This is a genomic window from Formosa bonchosmolovskayae (assembly GCF_051016085.1).
Classification (GTDB): Bacteria; Bacteroidota; Bacteroidia; order Flavobacteriales; family Flavobacteriaceae; genus Formosa.
Map to the genome: position 1 here is coordinate 1,814,152 of NZ_CP174605.1, position 23,167 is coordinate 1,837,318.

At 34.2% G+C, this 23,167-nt stretch carries 16 protein-coding genes, 1 tRNA gene and 3 pseudogenes; 18 read left to right on the forward strand and 2 right to left on the reverse strand.

Annotated features, from left to right (window positions below; genetic code table 11):
• The 9 genes from murD to ACKC83_RS07685 all read left to right on the forward strand — a co-directional run bounded on the left by murD (position 1) and on the right by ACKC83_RS07685 (position 9,802).
• Entirely contained in the window at positions 1 to 1,332 is a 1,332-nt protein-coding gene (gene murD / locus ACKC83_RS07645; RefSeq protein ID WP_434037606.1) for a UDP-N-acetylmuramoyl-L-alanine--D-glutamate ligase, read from the forward strand.
• Positions 1,332 to 2,531 carry an FtsW/RodA/SpoVE family cell cycle protein gene (locus ACKC83_RS07650; protein WP_434037607.1) on the forward strand — a complete coding sequence of 400 codons (1,200 nt, stop codon included), beginning with the start codon at positions 1,332 to 1,334 and terminating at the stop codon, positions 2,529 to 2,531. Before murD ends, ACKC83_RS07650 begins: the two co-directional genes overlap by 1 nt.
• Positions 2,531 to 3,628 (forward strand): undecaprenyldiphospho-muramoylpentapeptide beta-N-acetylglucosaminyltransferase, encoded by a 1,098-nt coding sequence (murG, locus tag ACKC83_RS07655; protein WP_434037608.1) that lies wholly within the window; start codon positions 2,531 to 2,533, stop codon positions 3,626 to 3,628. The genes ACKC83_RS07650 and murG overlap by 1 nt, the downstream gene beginning before the upstream one ends.
• Positions 3,629 to 4,981 carry a UDP-N-acetylmuramate--L-alanine ligase gene (gene murC, locus ACKC83_RS07660; RefSeq protein WP_434037609.1) on the forward strand — a complete coding sequence of 451 codons (1,353 nt, stop codon included), beginning with the start codon at positions 3,629 to 3,631 and terminating at the stop codon, positions 4,979 to 4,981. It abuts the gene before it with no gap.
• Positions 4,971 to 5,696, forward strand: a complete 726-nt coding sequence (locus ACKC83_RS07665; protein ID WP_434037610.1) for a cell division protein FtsQ/DivIB — start codon at positions 4,971 to 4,973, stop codon at positions 5,694 to 5,696. Before murC ends, ACKC83_RS07665 begins: the two co-directional genes overlap by 11 nt.
• 3 nt (positions 5,697 to 5,699) lie before the next feature.
• The gene (gene ftsA, locus ACKC83_RS07670) at positions 5,700 to 7,052 is read left to right on the forward strand and encodes a cell division protein FtsA (protein WP_414036273.1); all 1,353 of its coding nucleotides are present in this window, start codon (positions 5,700 to 5,702) and stop codon (positions 7,050 to 7,052) included.
• A 91-nt stretch (positions 7,053 to 7,143) separates the two neighbouring features.
• Positions 7,144 to 9,138 (forward strand): cell division protein FtsZ, encoded by a 1,995-nt coding sequence (gene ftsZ, locus ACKC83_RS07675; RefSeq protein WP_434037611.1) that lies wholly within the window; start codon positions 7,144 to 7,146, stop codon positions 9,136 to 9,138.
• Between the two features lie 97 nt (positions 9,139 to 9,235).
• Positions 9,236 to 9,685, forward strand: a complete 450-nt coding sequence (locus ACKC83_RS07680; protein WP_414036271.1) for a GatB/YqeY domain-containing protein — start codon at positions 9,236 to 9,238, stop codon at positions 9,683 to 9,685.
• Positions 9,686 to 9,728: 43 nt separating this feature from the next.
• A tRNA-Arg gene (locus ACKC83_RS07685) sits at positions 9,729 to 9,802 on the forward strand.
• A 130-nt stretch (positions 9,803 to 9,932) separates the two neighbouring features.
• On the opposite strand, the gene ACKC83_RS07690 is transcribed toward ACKC83_RS07685, so the two are convergent.
• Both ACKC83_RS07690 and ACKC83_RS07695 read right to left on the reverse strand, forming a co-directional pair.
• Positions 9,933 to 10,271, reverse strand: a complete 339-nt coding sequence (locus ACKC83_RS07690; RefSeq protein WP_434037612.1) for a hypothetical protein — start codon at positions 10,269 to 10,271, stop codon at positions 9,933 to 9,935.
• A 168-nt stretch (positions 10,272 to 10,439) separates the two neighbouring features.
• Positions 10,440 to 11,641, reverse strand: a pseudogene (locus tag ACKC83_RS07695) (IS3 family transposase).
• A 231-nt stretch (positions 11,642 to 11,872) separates the two neighbouring features.
• On the opposite strand from ACKC83_RS07695, the gene ACKC83_RS07700 reads away from it, so the two are divergent.
• The 9 genes and pseudogenes from ACKC83_RS07700 to ACKC83_RS07740 all read left to right on the forward strand — a co-directional run bounded on the left by ACKC83_RS07700 (position 11,873) and on the right by ACKC83_RS07740 (position 23,060).
• Positions 11,873 to 12,559, forward strand: coding sequence for a response regulator transcription factor (locus ACKC83_RS07700; RefSeq protein ID WP_434037613.1), 687 nt, complete (start codon positions 11,873 to 11,875; stop codon positions 12,557 to 12,559).
• Positions 12,556 to 13,926 (forward strand): ATP-binding protein, encoded by a 1,371-nt coding sequence (locus ACKC83_RS07705; RefSeq protein ID WP_434037614.1) that lies wholly within the window; start codon positions 12,556 to 12,558, stop codon positions 13,924 to 13,926. Before ACKC83_RS07700 ends, ACKC83_RS07705 begins: the two co-directional genes overlap by 4 nt.
• A 69-nt stretch (positions 13,927 to 13,995) precedes the next feature.
• On the forward strand, positions 13,996 to 15,294 hold the full coding sequence (locus ACKC83_RS07710; RefSeq protein ID WP_434037615.1) for a TolC family protein: 1,299 nt from the start codon (positions 13,996 to 13,998) through the stop codon (positions 15,292 to 15,294).
• 7 nt (positions 15,295 to 15,301) lie between these two features.
• A complete protein-coding gene (locus tag ACKC83_RS07715) occupies positions 15,302 to 16,405 on the forward strand; it encodes an efflux RND transporter periplasmic adaptor subunit (protein WP_434037616.1) in 1,104 nt (367 codons plus the stop codon).
• A gap of 5 nt (positions 16,406 to 16,410) precedes the next feature.
• Entirely contained in the window at positions 16,411 to 19,515 is a 3,105-nt protein-coding gene (locus ACKC83_RS07720) for an efflux RND transporter permease subunit (protein WP_434037617.1), read from the forward strand.
• Positions 19,505 to 20,470 (forward strand): bile acid:sodium symporter family protein, encoded by a 966-nt coding sequence (locus ACKC83_RS07725; RefSeq protein WP_434037618.1) that lies wholly within the window; start codon positions 19,505 to 19,507, stop codon positions 20,468 to 20,470. Before ACKC83_RS07720 ends, ACKC83_RS07725 begins: the two co-directional genes overlap by 11 nt.
• Positions 20,471 to 20,554: 84 nt before the next feature.
• Positions 20,555 to 21,195, forward strand: a pseudogene (locus ACKC83_RS07730) (integrase core domain-containing protein); the annotation flags it as partial.
• A 47-nt stretch (positions 21,196 to 21,242) separates the two neighbouring features.
• Positions 21,243 to 21,422 (forward strand): annotated as a pseudogene (locus ACKC83_RS07735) (glycoside hydrolase family 97 C-terminal domain-containing protein); the annotation flags it as partial.
• A 933-nt stretch (positions 21,423 to 22,355) separates the two neighbouring features.
• On the forward strand, positions 22,356 to 23,060 hold the full coding sequence (locus tag ACKC83_RS07740; protein WP_434037619.1) for a methyltransferase domain-containing protein: 705 nt from the start codon (positions 22,356 to 22,358) through the stop codon (positions 23,058 to 23,060).
• The last annotated feature ends 107 nt before the right edge of the window (positions 23,061 to 23,167 follow it).

A 23,167-nucleotide genomic window follows, 5' to 3' on the forward strand; every position in this document is an offset into this window, starting at 1 on the left:
ATGAAGCGGTTGGTAATCTTAGGAGGTGGAGAAAGTGGTGTAGGTACAGCGCTTTTAGGAATATCAAAAGGATTTGAGGTGTTTGTTTCTGATAAAGGAAAAATTAAAGACAAATACAAAGACGTTCTAATACAAAATGAGATTGATTGGGAAGAATCGCAACATACGGAGTCGTTCATTCTGAATGCCGATGTAGTGATGAAAAGTCCAGGAATTCCGGATAAAGCACCCTTGGTAAAACAGTTGGTTGAAAAAGGCGTTCCGGTAATTTCTGAAATTGAATTTGCGGCTCAGTTTACATCTGCCACTATTGTTGGAATTACGGGAAGTAACGGTAAAACAACAACAGCAAGTTTAGCACATCACATTCTTAAGCAAGAATTAAATGTGGGCTTAGCAGGGAATATTGGAGACAGTTTTGCAAAACAGATTTTAGAAGACGATTATAAAAACTACGTGCTTGAAATTAGTAGTTTTCAGTTAGATGGCGTGGTTAATTTTAATCCGCATATCGCTGTAATTACAAATATAACACCAGATCATTTAGATCGGTATAATTACAATTTTGAAGAATACATCGCTTCAAAATTTAGAATAGCAAAGAATCAAACAAAACACGATTATTTGATTTACGATGCAGACGATGATGTATTAGTCGATTGGTTGGAAAAACATCCAGTTCAATCAAAATTATTGCCTTTTTCGCTTGTAAAAAACATAGAGAATGGCGCCTGTTTAGATAAAGAGAATATTAAAATAACAATAGATAATAACCAGATAATTATGCCTACAAAAGACCTAGCATTAGAAGGTAAACATAATATAAAAAACGCGATGGCTGCATCTACGGTGGCGCACTTATTAAAAATAAGAAAGCAGACTATTCGTGAGAGTTTAGAAAATTTTCAAGGTGTAGAACACCGCTTGGAGCAAGTATTGAAAATCAATAAAGTTCAGTATATAAACGATTCTAAAGCGACTAACGTAAATGCCACGTATTATGCTTTAGAAAGTATGTCTGCGCCAACCGTTTGGATTGTTGGTGGAGTAGATAAGGGAAATAGTTATCAGGAACTATATCCTTTTGTAAATACAAAGGTAAAAGCGATTATTTGCTTAGGAGTAAATAATGAAAAACTGTTGGAAAATTTCAGCAATATGGTCGACGTAATTGTGGAAACACAGTTTATGAATGAAGCCGTTAAAATCGCTTATAAACTAGCGGAAGCAGGCGATAATGTGTTATTGTCTCCAGCATGTGCGAGTTTTGATTTATTTGAAAGTTACGAAGATAGAGGAAGACAATTTAAAGACGCAGTAAGAAATTTATAATGCAAGAGTTTTTAAGAAAATTAAAAGGAGATCGTTCCATTTGGGCTATAGCTGCATTGTTGGCTTTATTCTCATTTTTACCGGTATATAGTGCGGCAAGCAACTTGGCGTATATGCGAGGTAGCGGTAGTACTTTTACTGTTTTCTTAAAACATTTTATGCATTTAGGTGTTGGATTTGTACTTATGTATTTTGTGCATCTTATGCCATATCGTTATTTAAGAGGACTTTCTATGGTTGGTATCATGGTGGCATTGGTGTTGTTAGGTTTTACCATGCTCCAAGGGAATACTATAGAAGGTGCAAATGCGAGTAGATGGATTCAGATTCCTTTTGTAGGTGTGTCTTTTCAGACCTCTACATTAGCTTCTTTAGTGCTTATGGTTTATGTGGCGCGGTATATGGCGAAAATGGCAGATAAAATAATTACGTTTAAAGAGTCTATTTTGCCACTTTGGATGCCCGTTTTTCTAGTGTTAATTTTAATTTTGCCTGCGAATTTTTCTACGGCAGCCTTAATCTTTTTAACGGTAATTATCTTGGTGTTTTTAGGTGGTTATCCTATAAAGTACTTGGCTTTAATCATTGGGATGGGGGTGTTAACATTGTCTATGTTTGTATTGGCTGCGAAAGCGTTTCCGGATGCGATGCCTAACCGAGTAGATACTTGGATGAGTCGTATAGAAAACTTTTCTAATGGAGAGGATACAGAAGAAGATTATCAGATTGAAAAAGCTAAGATTGCTATTGCCTCAGGTGGAATAAAAGGTGTTGGTCCTGGTAAAAGTGTTCAGAAGAACTTTTTACCGCAATCATCGTCAGATTTTATTTATGCTATAGTGGTAGAGGAATATGGCCTGATTGGAGCTGTTATTTTAATGAGTGTTTATCTTTGGTTATTGTTTAGAATACTCGTTGTGTCGCATAAAGCTAAAACAATTTTTGGGACACTTGTAGTGCTTGGGGTTGGCTTGCCAATTGTAATTCAAGCATTATTAAATATGGCTGTTGCCGTAGAGTTGTTTCCAGTAACTGGACAAACACTTCCGTTAATTAGTAGTGGGGGAACATCGATTTGGATGACGTGTTTGGCTGTGGGAATTATTTTAAGTGTAAGTGCAGATAGTAGCATTCCAGAAAAAGAGGAAGTAGAAATAGATGAAGAAAATCCGTTAGAAATTTTATCCGAAGCAATATAATGAGTAAAAAATATCATATCATATTATCAGGTGGAGGAACCGGCGGACATATTTATCCGGCCATAGCAATTGCAAACGAATTAAAACAACGTTTTCCTGATGCTCAGTTTCTTTTTGTGGGAGCGAAAGATAGAATGGAAATGGAGAAAGTGCCACAGGCTGGTTACGATATAAAAGGATTATGGATTTCTGGTATTCAGCGAGAGCTAACTTTGAAAAACTTAATGTTTCCTTTTAAGTTAATTAGTAGCCTGTTTGGAGCACGAAAAATTATAAAAAAATTTAAGCCCGATGTGGTAATTGGTACCGGTGGTTTTGCTAGCGGACCATTATTGCAGATGGCTTCAGGACAAGGGATTCCGAGTTTAATACAAGAGCAGAATTCTTTTCCAGGAATCACGAATAAGTTATTGTCTAAAAAAGTTCAGAAAATTTGTGTGGCCTATGATGGGTTAGAGCGCTTTTTTCCAGAACATAAAATTATAAAAACAGGTAATCCTGTACGTCAAGGCTTATTAGATATACAGTCTAAAACCGAAGAGGCTAAAGCGTTTTTTGGATTAGTACCTGAGAAAAAGACCTTGTTAATTTTAGGTGGAAGTTTGGGGTCTAGACGTATTAATGAGTTAATAGAAAAGGAGATTGACTATTTGCAAACCCGCAATGTTCAGATTATTTGGCAGTGTGGTAAATTGTATTACGATAAATATAAAATCAATAGTCATACTAAAAATGTTCAAGTTCACGCATATTTGAACAATATGGATTTTGCTTATGCGGCTGCAGATGTAATAATCTCTAGAGCAGGAGCAAGTTCGGTTTCAGAATTATGTATAGTTGGAAAGCCGGTTATTTTTATTCCGTCTCCAAACGTTGCAGAAGACCATCAGACTAAAAATGCGATGGCAGTGGTAAAGGAGGATGCGGCGATATTAATTCAGGAACAAGATTTAGATGTTGATTTTGAAAATAAATTTTCTCAATTAATAGAATCGAAAGAAAAACAACACGCCTTAGGCGAAAATATAAAGAAGTTAGCATTGGTAAATGCAACCAAGGATATTGCAGACGAAGTAGAAAAATTATTAAAAAACTAAATGAATTTAAATACTATAGATAACGTTTATTTTATTGGTATTGGCGGTATAGGTATGAGTGCTTTGGCGCGTTACTTTAAAGCGAATAACAAGCGTGTTGCTGGGTACGATAAAACACCTAGCGATGTAACGCGTGCTTTAGAAACGTTAGGTATAGAGGTTCATTTTAATGATTCTATTGCAAATATTCCAAATGCGTTTTTAAATTACGACACCACGTTAGTGGTATACACGCCAGCCATTCCTAAAGACAATATGGAGTTGGTGCATTTTAAAAACAACCGGGGTTTTAGCTTATTAAAGCGTTCTGAAGTTTTAGGTTTAATAACTAAAAACACATTTTGTTTAGCGGTGGCGGGTACGCATGGAAAAACAACAACCTCAAGTATATTAGCTCATTTGTTATACAAATGTAATGTGCCTTTAACTGGATTTTTAGGTGGAATAAGTGAAAATTACAATTCTAATTATATTTCTAAAGGAACCGAGGTTTCGGTAGTAGAAGCAGACGAATTTGATCGTTCATTTTTAACGCTGTCACCAGATATTGCATGTATTACATCTATGGATGCAGATCATTTGGATATATATGGTAAAGCTGAAGTCCTACAAGAATCTTTTTTAGAATTTTCTAAAAGAATCAAGGATGGTGGTACGTTATTTGTGAAGAATGGCTTGCCAATTGAAGGGCTAACCTACGGTATAGAGGACGATTCGGATTATACGGCACTGCATATTAAAATAGATAACGGGAGTTATATATTTGATGTTAAGACGCCTACGGCTGTAATTAATAATATTAAGTTTAATTTGCCGGGCAGACACAATTTGTCGAATGCTTTAATCGCTTTGGCAATGGCTTTAGAGTATGGATGTAATCCGCAAGAACTGGTTAAGGCTTTAGAGTCGTATGCAGGGGTAAAAAGGCGTTTTACGTACCAGATTAAAACGGACGATTTGGTGTTTATAGACGATTATGCACATCATCCAGAGGAAATTAAAGCAGCACATCAGGCGGTTCGCGAAATGTATCCGGGTAAAACGGTCTTGGCGGTATTTCAGCCACATTTATTTAGTAGAACACGAGATTTTATAGACGATTTCGCAAAGCAACTCGCACAATTTGACGAGTTGTTATTATTGGATATTTATCCGGCTCGTGAGTTACCAATTGAAGGTGTTACATCGCAATGGTTGTTAGATAAGATAAAAAATGAAAAGAAAGAATTGGTGTCAAAATCAGATCTTATTTCAAAAATAAAGGCGAGCGACGCAGATGTAATTATTACATTGGGAGCTGGCGATATAGGAGCAGAAGTTAAACATATTAAAACCGCATTATATGACAATTAAAATACATTGGGGTTATGTAAAACTTGGGGTCTTAACGGCTCTGGTTATGTTTCTGTTTGCGTTTGCATCAAAACGAAATGGTGACCGAAAAATATCGGAGCCACAGATTCATTTTTTAGGTGATAATAATTTATATATCACCGAGGAAAATGTTAGTAACTTGTTAATACAAAATGAGAAAGGGCTTTCAGAAATGACCAAAGAAACTTTAGATTTGAATAGCCTAGAGTTTGCCCTAAATTCGAACCCATTAATTAAGTCTGCTCAAGTATATTTAGATGTAAATGGCTTATTAACAGCGGATGTTGAGCAAAAAATGCCTATAGCGCGAGTTCAAGATCAGACCTCGTATTATGTAGACGATAAAGGCGGTTTTATGCCATTGTCGACAAATCATGCGGCTAGGGTGCCATTTGTTGTGGGACATATTGAAAAAAATAATTTGAGTAATGTTTTTAAAATTGCTCAGAAAGTTTATAATGATACATTCTTAAAGAAACATGTGGTAGAAATTCATCAAAATGAAGACCAGAAAATTTCTTTAAAACTGAGACAGCAAAATTTCTCTGTGTATTTGGGAGATTTAAATCAATTAGATAAAAAAGTTAGTAATCTAAAAGTGTTTTACAAGAAGGCTTTAAAAGAGAATACGCTTCATGATTATAATAAAATTAATTTGCAATTCGACAATCAAGTGGTGTGCACCAAAAACTAAACTATGGAACATAATATAGCAGTTGGATTAGATATTGGGACCACAAAAATTGTGGCCATGATTGGGCGTAAAAACGATTACGGAAAATTAGAGATTTTAGGAATAGGACGCTCCAAAAGTTTGGGTGTGCACCGTGGTGTGGTAAGTAATATTACCCAGACCATTCAGTCTATTCAGCAAGCCGTTCAAGAGGCCGAAGCTTCTGCAGGAACTAAAATTGAAGGCGTAACCGTGGGTATTGCCGGACAACATATTCGTAGTTTACAGCATAGTGATTATATCACAAGGCCAAACTCGGAAACTGTTATTGATGAGACTGATATCGATCAATTAATCAATCAGGTTCATAAATTAGTGATGCTTCCAGGTGAAGAAATTATTCATGTATTACCGCAAGAATATAAAATCGATGGTCAGCCTGAGATTAAAGAGCCTATCGGAATGCATGGTGGTAGATTAGAAGCTAATTTCCATGTGGTAGTTGGTCAAGTATCATCAATTAGAAATATTGGTCGTTGTATTAAAAGTTCAGATTTAGAACTAGAGCGTTTAACGCTTGAGCCATTGGCATCGGCAAATGCTGTTTTAAGTCAGGAAGAAAAAGAAGCAGGTGTTGCTCTTATCGATATAGGAGGAGGAACCACAGATTTAGCTGTTTTTAAAGATGGGATTATTCGTCATACAGCAGTTATTCCTTTCGGAGGAAATGTGATTACTGAAGACATAAAAGAAGGTTGTTCTATTATTGAAAAACAAGCCGAATTATTGAAGATTAAATTTGGTTCTGCATGGCCAGGAGAAAATAAAGACAACGAAATTGTATCTATTCCTGGGTTAAGAGGAAGAGATCCAAAAGAAATTACACTGAAAAATTTATCGAAAATTATTCATGCGCGTGTGGTGGAAATCGTCGAGCAAGTCTTTTTAGAGATAAAAAATTACGGTCACGAAGAGCAGAAAAAGAAATTAATTGCCGGAATTGTATTAACCGGAGGTGGAGCACAATTAAAGCACTTAAAGCAATTAGTAGAATACATTACAGGAATGGATACCAGAATTGGATATCCAAACGAGCATTTAGCGGGAGATAGTAATGAAGATATTACGAGTCCGTTATATGCTACAAGTGTTGGTTTAGTATTAGATGGATTAAAATATCAAGAACGTAAACAACGCGAGATTAGAGTCGAAGAAATCGAAGAAGAGGAAGTTAAGAGTCCAGAAACCGTGTCTCAGGCCACTTTAGAAGAAAAGGAAGAGTTAAAAGAAACGCCGCCCGAAGAAGTAAAGGAGCGCAGAAATTTTTTGGACAGATTTACAGACAAGATCAAAGATTTTTTGGACAACGCAGAATAAAAAGAATGATATGTAAAATCTTATTACAGATTTTGCAATACACAAAGTATAAAGATAAAAGTAAAGATTAAAAACCAGTAAAAAAGAATTTATGAGCAGCAACAAAGAATTCGCAAGTATCTCATTTGATTTACCTAAGAACCAATCAAATGTAATTAAAGTTATTGGTGTTGGTGGTGGTGGTAGTAATGCCATTAACCACATGTTCCAACAAGGTATAAAAGGTGTAGATTTTGTAATCTGTAATACAGATGCACAAGCACTTCAAAACAGTGGAGTTCCAAATAAAATTCAGTTAGGATTAGATCTAACAGAAGGATTAGGAGCTGGTGCAAATCCTGAAATAGGTGAGCAATCTGCTGTAGAGAGTTACGACGACTTAAAACGTATGTTGGATACCAATACAAAAATGATTTTCATTACGGCCGGTATGGGTGGTGGTACAGGTACGGGTGCTGCTCCAATTATTGCTAAAATGGCTAAAGACTTAGATGTCTTAACCGTTGGTATTGTTACCATGCCTTTTCAATTTGAAGGTAAAATGCGTAATGAACAAGCTCAAAAAGGAATTGAGAAATTACGTAATGTAGTCGATTCTTTAATCGTAATTAATAATAACAAACTTCGAGAAGTTTATGGAAACCTAGGTTTTAAAGCCGGGTTCTCTAAAGCAGACGAAGTGTTAGCCACAGCTGCTCGTGGTATAGCAGAAGTTATTACACATCACTATACACAAAACATCGATTTACGTGATGCCAAAACGGTATTAAGTAATAGTGGTTCTGCTATAATGGGGTCTTCAATTTCGTCTGGTCAAAACCGTGCGAAAGACGCGATAATGAAAGCTTTAGATTCTCCTTTACTAAATGATAATAAAATTCAAGGTGCCAAAAATGTGTTGTTGCTAATTGTTTCTGGGGCTCAAGAAATTACTATAGACGAAATAGGAGAAATTAACGATCACATTCAAAGCGAAGCTGGTCATGGTGCTAACATCATTATGGGGGTTGGTGAAGACGAATCGTTAGATGAATCTATCGCGGTGACTATTATTGCTACAGGTTTTAATTTAGATCAGCAAGACGAAATTTCTAATACAGAAGCTAAAAAAGTAGTGCACTCTTTAACTGATGATCAAAAATTAGATAAACAAGACACTGTATCTAACATAGAAAGTGAGCCAGTATCTGTACCAAAGGTTACTCCTAAAGTTGAAAAGGCGCCAGAAGTAATTAAGCATACTTTAGATATTAATGATTTAGAAGATTTTGATGCTCCTATTAAAAAGGAGAGTCCAAAACCAACTAATACCATAGATATTGTGCCAACTACAGATGCCATAAAAGACATTGAAGTGACCTTCGATAATTTATCAGATTTCGATGTAGATGTAAATGATTTCGTTTTTACAGAAGTAAAAGCAGGAAGTACAATTACTGAAACTCCAGAAGATGAAGAGAAGCAAATTACTTTAACATTCGATATGCCATTACAACAAGAACGTACTGTTGAGGATGCTCCGAAAGAAGTAATTAAGCATGCTTTAGAAGACACCGACGATGTTAAGAATACTCCTGTTAATGAATATGTAGAGTTAATTAATGTAACAGAATCTGGTAAAAAAGGTGAAGTTAGATATGTACTTGATGATTATGAAGAGCAAGAGCCAGAACAAGAAATAAAAGTTGTTGCTAAGCAAGAGAAAAAACCTGTACATGATGACGCTTTAAGTAATTTTGATCATGAGGTGAGTTTCATTAAAAAAGATGAGTATGTTGCACCTACAAAAGTGGCGCCACAAACACCAGATCAGCCTATAGACCCAATGAATACGCCTATTTCAGAAATGCTTAAAGAAAGAGCGGAAGAGCGTCGTAGAAAAATGAAAGATTTTAACTATAAATTCAATACATCTAAAATTGATGAAATAGAAAAAATTCCAGCGTACAAACGTCAAGGTGTAAACTTGTATGAAACACAACATTCGTCAGAAAATAATATGTCTGGAACGAGTTTAAGTGTAGACGATAATAACGATATTCAATTACGAAGCAATAATTCGTTTTTACATGATAATGTAGATTAAATTAATAGCAAATTTTAGTTTAATTTAAGCTAGTAAAACCCAAAAACTCTAGGATGTTTTTGGGTTTTTCTTTTTATCTTCGCAGGAAATAAATATTATGGGTTTACAACAAGATATCATGACCGCAATGAAAGTTGCCATGAAAGCAAAAGACCAAACAGCTTTAGCGGCTTTAAGAGCAGTAAAGTCTGAGTTGTTATTAGCACAAACAGAAACAGGATCTAAAGAAGAAATTACCGAAGAGCAAGAGATTAAAATCTTGTCTAAATTGGTAAAGCAACGTAAGGATAGTGCTTCGATTTTTACAGAACAAGGCCGTTTAGATTTAGCAGAACCAGAATTGGCACAAGCCGAAGTTATTAGTCAGTTTTTACCTGAGCAATTAGATGAAGCTGCAATTGAAAAAGTGGTTGTAGATGCTATCGCGCAAGTAGGTGCGGAAGGTATGAAAGACATGGGGAAAGTTATGGGCGTTGTTAACCAGCAATTAGCGGGAAAAGCGGACGGTAAAACCATCTCGACTTTAGTAAAAAAGCACTTAGTTTAATCTAAGTACAATATATTAAGTGTCCTGCTAAGGTAGGATCAATGGCTGCGTAGTTCAACTGGATAGAATATCAGATTTCGGCTCTGAGGGTTGGGGGTTCGAATCCCTTCGCGGTCACTACATGGGACAAAGAAGAAATATCCTTCTTAGTCCCTTTTTTATTTTGGGCTAACTCGTTGTTAATCTTACAGATAATCTTCACAACCTCATTTATCCTAGTGGTTCGAAATTCATTTTCTTGAATTGTTCAATTTTCAATAAAAATTGAACAAATTAATACCCTAGACTTCATCAAATCTTCATTATTCAAGCATCTGTCTAACTTAAGAAGGTTTTTAATTCCTGTTTTAAGTAAGTCACGCAAGTCAATCTTATCATCATTTAATGTTGACAATTTTAATTCAAGTCTATTAATCTTACCATCATAGTCCTCTTTCATTTCAGTATCACCTTTAATTGCCAATTGATGGAAAGCCAAAAGATCTCTTAGGTAAGAAAGCCTCTTTTCATATTCTTTAAGTTCTGAAATTATTCTTTGTTTTTGCTCGTAGTTCTCTGTTGTGTTTATTCTAAAACATTCTGCCATAATTTGAGTGTAAAGCTTTTCAAATTCAATTCGTGTAACATAATGATTCAAGTATTCTGAAAATATGTTATTCGCTGATATTGCACTAATACGATAAGTACATCCTCTTCGAGAATGGTAATAAGAATAATGGACTTGCAACAAAAAACTGGGCAATTAATTGAATGACTATGCTGCTAGTTCATGATTATACATATCTACTTCAAATTCTCTTCTGTTTCCTAAAATGGAATGTCTTCGTCTATTATTATTATTATTATTATATTTCTATCCATTGGAAGATAGATAACTCGGCTTCAGACAGTTTATAGTTGTGGTGATATACCCATTCTATTTTTAATGATTCAAAAAAGGATTCTGCCACAGCGTTATCCCAACAGTTTTCTTTGCGACTCATAGATTGCATGACTAACCCTTCATAGCTTTTAATAATAGAGGTAAACCTTTGGCTTGCATATTGTACACCTCTATCAGAATGAAACATTATAGGCTCATGCAAGGTGGTATTTTTTATAGCCATGTTCCATGCACTTACAATAGTGTTATCTGTAGTAAGATCTTTGCTTAAAGACCACCCAACTACTTTTCTATTAAGTAAATCGATAATAACCGTAAGATACAGCCAACCTTGTTTGGTTTGAATATAAGTGATGTCACTTACCCAAACTTGGTTTTCTCGATTAACATCAAAGCATTGGTTAAGTAAATTAGAGCTATTGGATAATTATGGTTGCTATCTGTGGTTGTTTTAAATTTACGTTTTCGTTTAGCAAACAAATAATTAGCTCTCATGATACGGGCTACTCTGGGTTTAGACACCTTATAGCCTAATGCTTCCAATTCTGATTTTTTCCTTGGAGAACCATAGCTTTGAAAACTCTTCTCAAATATGCTTCTAACAAGCGAGCTTATCTTTTGGTTTTCTATCCACAACTTACTTGATCCTGATCGTAACCAGTGATAATAACCGCTTTTGCTTACCTTTAATACTTTGTACCTCGCCTCAATAGGAAATTTTAATAGGTGTTGTTTTATAAACCTGTATTTTTCTTGTCACTCACGGAGAAGATGCCAATCGCCTTTTTTAAGATATCACGCTCTAATTCTGATTCTTTTAAAACTTTTTTTAAACGATCTATCTCTTTCTCTTCATCAGTCATTTTAGGCTTACCCCGACCAGGAAAACTGTTTTTACCGTAATCTTTTAACTCTTTAGGCCAACGATAAAGCACAGATGGAAATATGTCCAAGTCTTCACAGACTTGCTTTACATTGTCTTTGGCATAACTTAATTCTACTACTTTTTGCTTAAACTCTAATGTAGTAATTCCAGATATAACTTTTAATTTGAAATAAACTGCCGGAAAAATGATGTGTTTTAAAAAAGAGTGACCTTTAATGTCTATTTTCATAAGCTTGAAGTTGAGCGGATAAAAGTTACTTAACGATTTGAAGAACCAGCAATTGTAATATTTCTAGGAAAATAATGAATCATAGATTAACCATCACAAAACCAGACTCAAGAAAACATCCAATAAAAATAATAGCGATTTATTAAACAAAATAAAGTTCTTTATAATACAAGTAATAACTTTGCAACTATGAATATCTTAATTATTGAAGACGATCAGACGTTAAGTCAAAATATTTCACAAGCTTTAAAAGCAGAAAACCTAACTACTGAAGTGGTTTACGATGGTTTTCTGGCTGAACGAATGCTTAAGAAAACTACTTTTGATTGCATTGTGATGGATGTCAATCTTCCAGGAAAAAATGGGTTTGATTTGTGTAGTGATTTTAGACAATACAATACCATTACACCTGTTATCATGTTGACTGCCTTTGGAGAATTGGAGGATAAAGTCCAAGGTTTTGATTGTGGTGCCGATGATTATTTGACGAAACCTTTTTATATGAGGGAATTACTTTTAAGGATAAATTCGCTCTTGAAAAGAAATAAAACCAATACTTCTTCATCTGAAAACAATTCAATGCTTGTAGCCGAAGACATTACTTTAAACGATGCGATGAAAAAAGTCACTCGTAACGGTCAGGAAATTTTGCTTACGCCGAGAGAATATCAAATTCTATTTCGATTGATGGAAAAAAACGGCGAAATTGTCTCAAAAGCAGAATTAATCAAAGAAATCTGGGGAAATTCATTCGATGCCAATACCAATACCATTGAAGTGTATATCAACTTTTTAAGAAATAAATTAGACAAACCGTTTAACAAAAATACCATAAAAACAAAAGTGGGTTACGGCTACTTTTTGGATGTACGATGAAAATTAGAAATAAAATAATCCTTTATTTTACGACAACCGTGATTTGCCTTTCGGCGATTTCACTCACGATTGTGTATTTTCTTTTTTCAGAATATCGAGAAGAGAAATTTCAGCAGCAGCAAAAAGAAAAAATTACGTATACCGTAAAACAACTTTCCAAATACAAACAAATGAGCGAAGATTTGGCTCATATAATGGACGAATTGACCATTCACGATTTTTTTGATGAAAAAATGATGGTGTTCGATGCCGATAAAAAACTCATTTTCTCCAGTATCGATGATTTATCCATAAAAAAATATCCCGAAATTCTCCAAAACCTCTCTCCTACCAAAAATTGGATTGAAACTACCGAAGAAAAATACGATTTGATTGGTGTTTCTATGAAATATAAATCAAAACAATATTACGCTGTTAGCAAAGCTTACGATGCTTTTGGTTATTCTAAAATCTATTTTTTAAGAAGTGTTTTGATTGGAATCTTCATTTTTATTTCGATTATTATAATTTTAGTTTCCTTATATCTTTCGAATATAATTTCAAAACCTTTAAGAGAATTTTCTGAGCGATTACGTCAATTTGATTTGGGAAATGATACGATTACCAAATTTGAAATTGAAAGCTCTTCTTTTGAATTAGATCTTTTAACCAATCGCTTTAATGAATTAATCAAACGCACAAATGAAACTTTTGCATTTCAAAAACATACCATCAATCATATTTCACATCAATTAAAAACGCCTATCGCGGTTTTGGTTTCTGAATTAGAACGCATCAAAAAATTGGAAACCATTGAAGAAATTCAACCTGAAATTGAGAACCAAATTAACAAAGCCAAATCTTTAGGAACTATTATAAATGTATTGCTTGAAATTTCAAAAGTAGAATCCGGACTAAAAATCAAAAAACAAAATACCCGAATTGATGAGGTGATTTTTGACAACATCGCCGAACTGAGTCTTATTTATCCCCATTTTCATTTTGAGGTTAATTACTTTCCTGATACTATCGAAGAACAATGTTTAGTATTAAATGTCAATAAAATGCTTGTAGAGCAAGCTTTGCTAAATTTAATGGTCAATTGCATTTCATACAGTGAAAATGGTAAAGCACATATAAAAATAGACTGCTCTTCGGTAACTGAACTAAAAATATCCTTTTCTAATATTGGTCCCACAATTTCGAAAGAAGAAAAAAAATATTTATTTCACCATTTTTTTAGAGGAGAAAACAGTCGTAAAAAAATTGGTTTTGGTTTAGGATTAGTTTTAACCAAAAAAATAATTACCCTAAACTCAGGAACAATCGGGTATTTTACACCTTCTTACAATGTTAATCTCTTTGAAGTTCGATTTCCCTTAAGCTAAAATTTATACTCTTTAAGGTCTTTTTAAGGTTGTTGTGATGACTTTAGCACTACTTAAAATGACCTAATAATGAATAGTAAAACGCGCGGAAAATTAATCTTATCAATTCTCTTAATTTCCTGTTTGGCCAATGCTCAAGAGACATTAAAATTAAGTCGAACAGAAAGTGAAGCTATTTTTCTAAAAGAAAACTTATCACTTCTTGCCGAAGAACTGCAAATATCTCAAGCAGAAACCAAGGTAATACAAGCCAAGCTTTGGCCAAATCCGACCTTTACATTGGACCAAGTTAACTTTTGGGCGACCGATGCACAAACGGGTGGTCAAGAAGTAATTCCACCACTCGGAAATATTTTAGGTACAAACAGGCAAGCGGGTTTAGAACTGGAACAACTGGTACAAACAGCACGAAAACGTAAAAAATTAATCGCTGTTGAACAAGTTTCGGTTGAAAAATCAAAGCAATATTTTGAAGATTTACTGCGAAGTTTGAAAATCGAATTCCGAAATAAACTTACCGAGTTGCAATATTTACAATTGAGTAAAAGTGTGTATCAAAATCAGTTTAACTCAGTTCAAAAACTGGCCAAAGCCTATAAAAATCAGGTAGATCAGGGTAATTTTCCGAAAGGAGAATACATCCGAATCAAAGCATTAGAACTAGAAATTTCTAAAGAATTAACGGATGTTATTGCTTCAACAAACGAATCTCAAAAGGAATTAAAAATGCTGATGCGCCTGGATCCAACTCTCAATCTTGAAATTCTTGATGACAATTATTGGAACCAAATTGTAACTCCCAACCAATTCTTGGCAGAAAATTTAATTGAAAAAGCCAAAGAAAATCGTCCAGATTACAAATTAGCACAATTAGAAAAAACATATTCTGAAAAACTTCTTATTTACGAAAAATCGCAAAAAACACCTGATGTAAATTTTTCTGTCGCTTATGACAGAGGAGGAAATGCGATGTGGGATTTTATTGGTTTCGGGTTGAGTTTTGATTTGCCCGTATTTAACAGAAACCAAGGCAATATCGCATCGGCCAAAATTGGTCAGGAAATAGCCGAAACACAATTTCAACAAAAAGACTTGGCGTTAGAAAATGAAATAGTTTTGGCCAATCAAAACCTAAACCAGGCCATTCTTTTTCACAATGATATTGAACGGGATTACGAAAAAGATCTGGATACTTTATGGGCAAATTACACCAAAAATTTTTTGGAAAGAAAAATCAGTCTTCTCGAATATCTTGATTTTACGGATGCTTATCTGGTAAATAAAAAAATCATTATAGAGGCAAAAAAAGAGGTGCACGATAAATCAGAAGAACTCAATTATACTGTCGGAATAGACTTAATTCAATAAATAAAACATGAAAACACAACATATCATAATAACAATCGGACTTTTTTCATTTTTCTTATTCAGTTGCGAAAAGAAAGAAAAAATAGCAGAAAAACCAGACAAAGTACAACATTGTTTAGGCAAAGAAACACTTCAAAAATTAGAATTCACACAACCTTCACTTTCTGCGGTTGTTGAAGGAATTCCGCTTACTGGTGCTGTAGAAGCCAATCCTGATAAAGTCGTAAATTTTGTGAGTTTGGTAAGTGGCGTAATCTCAAAAACCTATTTTTCTTTGGGTGATAAAGTCACTAAAGGGCAAGTTTTAGCCGAATTAAGAAGTACCGAATTGAGCGCACTGAAAGCTGAATTAAAGAATTTAGATTCACAAATTTTAGTGGCTCGAAAAAATTATGAAGCCAAACAATCGATGTTCAAAGACGAAGTGGCTTCGCAAAGAGAAGTACTAGAAGCACAAAGCGATTTGAACATTCATATTGCCAATAAAGATCGTGTTGAAAGCAATTTAAATTTATTTAGCGCGAGTTCAGAAAAAGGCGTTTTTCAAATAAAAGCACCTGCTTCTGGCTATGTCACTTCAAAAGAAATAGCCACTGGAACACAGATTTCGACGGAAGGCGAACCTTTGTTCACGATTTCCGATTTAAGTAATGTTTGGGTAATGGTTAACATTTATGCAACGAATGTGAAAAACATTCAAAACGGAATGGAAATGGATATCAAAACGCTTTCGTATCCTGATAAAATATTTAAAGGAAAAGTAACTGCTATCACCCACGTTTTTGATTCTGAAGCAAAAGTTTTGAAAGCTAGAATTGTAATTTCAAACAAAGACATCGCCTTAAAACCAGGAATGTTAGTAGACGTTATGGCTTTAAATAATAAAAACACGCAAGCCTTTTCAATACCAACTTCGTCTTTAATTTTTGATAATAATGAAAATTTTGTGGTGGTTTATAAAGATGATTGTAATCAAGAAATCCGTAACGTAAAAACGTTGAACTCAAGCAACGGAACCACTTTTATTGACAATGGTTTAAATGAAAATGACAAAATCGTTTCTGAAAATCAGATTCTTGTTTACGAACAAATTAAAAACTTTCAAAACTAATTGACATGCAAAAATTTGTTCAAGGGATAGTCTCGTTTTCCTTAAAAAACACCTTAATTGTTTTCTTTCTAACGGCATTATTATTTATTGCAGGTGTAGTGAGTTACATCCATACGCCTATCGAAGCTTTTCCAGACGTAACCAATACGCGTGCGAGAATTATTACGCAATGGCCAGGAAGAAGTGCTGAAGAAGTTGAGAAATTTGTCACACTTCCGATGATGAAAGTGATGAATACCATTCCGAAAAAAGCAGAAGTTCGTTCTATTTCCCTTTTTGGATTATCGGTTGTGACGGTAATTTTTGAAGATGAAATCGATGATTTTTATGCACAGCAATATGCTTCCAATCGATTAACAGGCGTTGATTTACCTGATGGGGCTGATGCAAGTATTGATCCGCCGTATGGTGCAACGGGAGAAATTTTCCGTTATGTACTTAAAAGTGACCGACCAATTAAAGAATTGACAGCACTTCACGATTGGGTTATCGAACGCGAATTAGTTGCCGTTCCAGGAGTTGCCGATGTGGTAAGTTTTGGTGGTGAAGAGAAAATTTACGAAATAAAAATCAATCCTACCGAATTAGCCAATTACGGTTTGTCGCCTTTGGAAGTCTACGAAGCGGTATCCAAAAGCAACATCAATGTCGGTGGAGATGTCATTGAACGTGGCAGTCAAGCATACGTTGTCCGCGGGGTGGGTTTGTTGGAAAGTGTTGAAGACATTGAAAATATTCTTATTGAAGTTCGAGGCACTACGCCTATTTTAGTAAAACACGTTGCCGAAGTGCAAATTTCGGCCAAACCGCGACTTGGTGTAGTTGGACTTCAGGACGATAATGATTTGGTTGAAGGAATTGTAGTAATGTTGCGTGGTGAAACACCAAGTGACGTTATTTCACGGCTGAAAGATAAAATTGCCGATTTGAATGATCGAATTTTGCCTAAAGATGTAAAAATCGAACCTTTTATTGATCGCACGGAGTTGGTCGATACAACAGTTAGCACGGTAACTAAAAATCTTGTGGAAGGAATTGTTTTGGTTTCGTTAATCGTTTTTATCTTTTTGTACAACTGGAGACTGACCTTTATTGTGGCTTCTGTAATACCGCTTGCCTTTTTGTTCGCAATAGTTATGTTGCGCATTATGGGCATGCCTGCTAACCTGATTTCTATGGGATCTTTAGATTTTGGTTTGCTTTTGGAAGGTTCTTTAGTCGTCGCAGAAGTCGTTTTTGTAGGATTGGAGAAAAAAGCCCATCAACTGGGAATGGAGCGTTTCAATAAAATTGCCAAAGGAGGTATTATCAAAAAGAGCATTAGCAAAGTGGCTTCGTATATTTTCTTTGCACTGTTCATTTTAATTATTGCTTTACTTCCGATATTCTCTTTTCAAAAAGTAGAAGGAAAAATGTTTTCTCCATTGGCTTACACTTTAGGATTTGCTTTGTTTGGTTCTCTAATTTTGAGTTTAACTTACGTTCCTGCAATGTGTAAAGTACTTTTGACCAAAAACATTGTAGAAAAAGAAAATTGGATTACTCGAAATTTCAGAAATGGTTTGTTTAAAATGTTCTTGTTTTCATCTAAACATAGAAAAGCAACCCTCTATGGTTTTATTGGATTATTTATCATTTCTATTTTTGGTTTTATGAATCACGGTTCAGAGTTTTTACCTAAACTTAATGAAGGTGCCATTTATATCCGAGCGACGCTTCCTAATAGTGTCAATATTGAAGAATCCAAACGATTGGCCAATGAGATGAAGGCGGATCTACGAGAATTTAAAGAAGTAAGATTTGTCTTAAATCAAGTAGGAAGACCAAATGATGGAACGGATCCAACAGGATTTTTCAATATCGAATTCCACATACAATTATTCCCGAATTCCGATTGGGATCGAAAAATTGATAAGGAAACGTTGATTGAAGAAATGCGCCTAGTGTTACAGCATTACCCCGGAATCGTTTTCGGATTCAGTCAACCGATTCAAGATAATGTGGAAGAATATGTCGCAGGTGTAAAAAGTTCACTTGTCATAAAAATATTCGGTGAAGATTTATTCGAATTAGAAAAATATGCCGATCAAGTGGCCAACAGCATCAAGGATGTCGAAGGAATTGAAGATTTAAATGTGTACCGAAATATCGGTTTACCCGAACTCCGTATCAAACTCGACGAAAAAAAGATGGGAAAATACGGTGTGGCTATGGCCGATGCGCAAGCAGTGGTAGAAATGGCCATTGGGGGACGCGCCGCGACAACTTTTTATGAAAATGAGCGTATGTTTGATGTCCGTTTGCGTTTCCAAAAAGAATACCGAAACGACGAAAATAAAATTAAGGAAATTCTAATTCCAACTATGAACGGCAATAAAATTCCGTTGCGTGAAATTGCAGAAATTAGTTTTTTAACGGGGCCAACTTTTATTTATAGAGAAGGAAGTAGTCGTTATATCGCTGTTGGTTTTAGTATTGAAGGTCGAGATTTAGGAAGCACGATTGCCGAAGCGAAAGCAAAAGTGGCTAAAAATGTGCATTTGCCTAAAGCTAACAAAATGGAATGGGCCGGTGAATTTGAATCGAAAGAAAGAGCGACAAAACAGTTAATTTTGATTGTTCCAATTTCATTATTACTCATTATGTTCTTACTATGGATGAATTTTAATGGAAACATGAAAGACACCTTAGTTTCCTTTATTGTGATTCCGTTTGCGTTTATCGGTGGGTTTCTATCCCTTTGGATTACAGGTACAACATTTGGAATATCCGCAGGAATTGGATTTATCATTTTATTTGGAGTCGCCACCATCGATGGAATTGTCCTTATCGGTAATATCCGAGAGAATTTAAATAATAAAACGCCTTTAAAACAAGCTATTTCGAATGCTGTATTTGCGAGAATCAGACCTATTTTAATGATTGCATTGATGGGATCTATGGGGTTATTACCCGCGGCACTTTCATCAGGAATGGGCTCTGAAATACAAAAACCATTAGCAATTATGATTGTAGGAGGATTAATTGTTTGTATGTTACTATCTTTGACGGTGCTACCTCAAGTATATTATTTAGCGTACAAAAAATCAGAAAAAACAGATGAATTTTAAAATTGACAAATTCATACTTGCGATAGCAACAACAGTATTCTTGGCGTACTTATTTCCACAATTAGGAAGCAAATCGAGTCCGCTTAACTTAGATTTAATTGCAAGTTTAGGAATCTCATTAATATTCTTTTTTTACGGACTAAAACTGAGTCCCGAAAAAATTAAAACTGGATTAAAAAATTGGAAGCTGCACCTTTTGGTGCAAGCTTCTACTTTTATATTATTTCCGCTGATTGTTCTTTTATTTTTACCACTTGTTCATTCAGAGCACAACAAAAACATTTGGTTGGCCTTTTTCTTTTTAGCATCGTTGCCTTCTACCGTGTCCTCTTCTGTGGTAATGGTTTCGATTGCTAAAGGAAATATTCCTGCGGCTATTTTTAACGCCAGCATTTCTGGTCTAATCGGAATTGCGATTACGCCTTTGTGGATGGGAATTTTTCTAAACAGTTCCAATTCTAATTTTGACTTACGCGAAATTTATATTAAATTAATAACCGAAGTTTTACTACCCGTAATCTTAGGACTCCTTTTACATCGTTACTTAGGGAAATTAGCGACTAGATACAACAATTACCTTTCTACATTTGATAAATCGGTAATTCTATTAATCATCTACAAAAGTTTTGCAACCTCTTTTGATGAAAAAGTATTTAATGCATTAGAGGTATCTAATCTTGTAGTTATTAGCATGTCTGTCATCATATTATTTTATCTCGCTTATTTCATAACAGGGATCATAAGCGATAAACTCGGATTCAATCTTGAAGATAAAATAACTGCACAGTTTTGTGGTACTAAAAAGTCATTAGTTCACGGAACCATTTTCTCTAAAATTCTTTTTCAGAATGCCACAACTTTGGGAATTGTTCTTTTGCCAATAATGCTTTTTCATGGTTTTCAAATTTTTATTATTAGCATTCTTGCTAATAAACTATCCAATCCTGTTAAATAACTATAAATCAGTGCCTGTGTTTTGAAATGTAATTTAATTCCCGACTATTTTTTTACTTAGTGCGTGAAAATTTTAAGTTCGTTTTATAGTGAGCAAAATGGAAATCGTAATTTTTTTCTTCTCTTATTACCGTTAAGAAGAAAAGTCAAGAAACGTTTACCTGCAAGAGTGAAAGAACCATTAGAGATTCCAGGCGAACTCAATCATACTTGGAGTATGGATTTCGTAACCGATGTTTTAGAGAATTAAAGGCGCTTTAGAGCTTTTAATATCATCGATGATTATAATAGAGAAGCTCTACATATTAAGGTTTATTTTTCTTTAACAAGTAATCGCATCGTTTGGGTACTAAATCATCTTATTAATAAGAAATGAAAACCAAAGAAAATTAGAATGGATAATGGTCCTGAATTCATAGCCCATATAACCAATGATTGGAGTCACAATATAGAGTTCAAATATATTCAACCAGGAAAACCAACTCAAGAAGCTTTTGTGGAAGGGTTTAATGACTCTTACAGAAGAGGTGTGCTTAATAAATACATCTTTGAGGATATAAATCAGGTGAGGGAGCAAACACAAATTTGTATGGATGACTATAACAATCTCAGACCTCAGTACGGATTGGATAAATTGTCACCAATAAAATATGCAAAACTTAATTTTTCTGAGCTAGCCTCAAAAGAACTAAAAACAATGACATTATAGGAATTTTAGATAAATAAGCAGTTCTAATTAGGGAAGCTTACAGTCAAGATAATTAGAGGTAAACCTTTCTTTTCTTAAGGTTGGCGGTTATAAGATGGAAGTATTTAAAGATGGTGTAAACGCAAACCGTTTTGCAGAAGATTATGCTGTAGAAACGCTAGATGCAAATCAGAATTCTAAAGTGACGGCAGATATGTCTAATGGAGGTGGTTGGTCTGCTATACTTTCAATTAGGGAGGATTAATTGAAACAAATTAGGGTAAATGTAAGTGATCATTGTAACGTGATATCACAGTCATTTAAAGTTTAGATTTTATAAATGCTTTAATGCGTTGCCGATCATTTAATACATCTTTTCTATAGTCTCCAAACTATGTTTGTATTAAATAACTAACCGTCCCTATATTTTAATTGAAACGGTTTTAAACAAAACTAAAAAAGAGTATTTTAAATAAGTTTATTAATGTAGTAATTTAGGCTTTTCCTGTTGACTACTATGCTAACTAATGTAGGTTTTTGTTTTGTGAATAAAAGCATATTTGAACATTATCTATGAGATAGTATTCAAAAGGGTATGAGGTGTAAATACGATAAATCCATTGAAGCTACAGCAAAGTTTATGAATTGTTATAAACCTGATTATATTACCGAATGTAATTGTGGAAAGGCCTTCCGATTAATAACTACTACCAACAAAGGTAACCCTTGCCTAAACCAATAATAAATAGTTCAACTATAATTAAAAACGTGTTTAGAGACAGTTCCCATTTTTATACACTTAAAACTTTTGGTTCATTACAAGGTATGAAAAGTCTATAACTAGGTCAAGGATTCCAGAAATGTGTTTTACAATACTTCGCTGTAGTGCCATTAAAAACAGGGTATATAGTTGCCTGTAGAACAAGGTGTAATAGTATTTTGGTAAACATTTAGTAAACATTAACTAATTGATTAGCATTTCTTTAAATTTCTTTTTGCACATATATAGAGAATAAAATCAGACTTTTTTATTAAATTTGCCATAAGCTGAATGTATACAGCAAATAGGACTTTCAGTTGTTACCAACTGTTTCGTTATATATAAAACCGTAACCAGGTTTAGCTCGTGTATAGTAAGCAAGCTCCCCATATCTTCATGCTCTGCTTTTTATGCCAATTATTGGTAGATATAAGAAATATGAGAAAAGAATACGTATACTCCGAATATACTTATAATAGTAAAAATGTGATTGCAAGATTTTCACACAGAAAAAGATTTTCTATCGCAATTAAACTTGTCTTAGAAAAAGAATTTAATAGTATTTTAGATTATGGAGCAGGGGATAATAAATTTCTAACAGAACTTAATTTAAAAAGAGACAACCTAAACTTGTTTGCATTCGAACCGATTATGGAAATTACACCGCCCGAAAACATACAAGTGTTTAGGACGTTAACGGAATTTGAAAATAAAAAATTTGATGTAATTACATGTTTTGAAACTCTTGAGCATTTTAACGAATGTTCACAATCGTTAATGCTAAAAGAATTTTCTGATAGATTAAATACCGATGGAAAAGTAATAATATCTGTTCCAATTGAAATTGGTTTCGTCTCATTGATTAAAAATATGAGGAGGGTGACTATTGGGGAACATAGTTATAAATATGTAAGAAATAGTATTAAATGTTTTTTCGGAAAACAAATTCCTGAGATTAGAAACTTAGATGGGTTTATTGATTCCCACCTTGGCTTCAATCACAAAAGGTTAGAAAAATTAATGTTAAAATATTTTCAGATAACAAAAATAGAAAACTCTCCTTTTAAAAGTTTGTCAGACCAATTTAATTCACAAGTGTTTTATATCCTTGAAAAAAAGAAAACCATTGTCAGCACATTGTAAAATAGTTCTTGTAGCCATGTCATTTAAGTCAATATTTACTTTAGAGCCCGCCTGTCTTTGATAAAGAACAAAGTAATTGTTGTACAAGGTGTACGGGCTTTTAAATT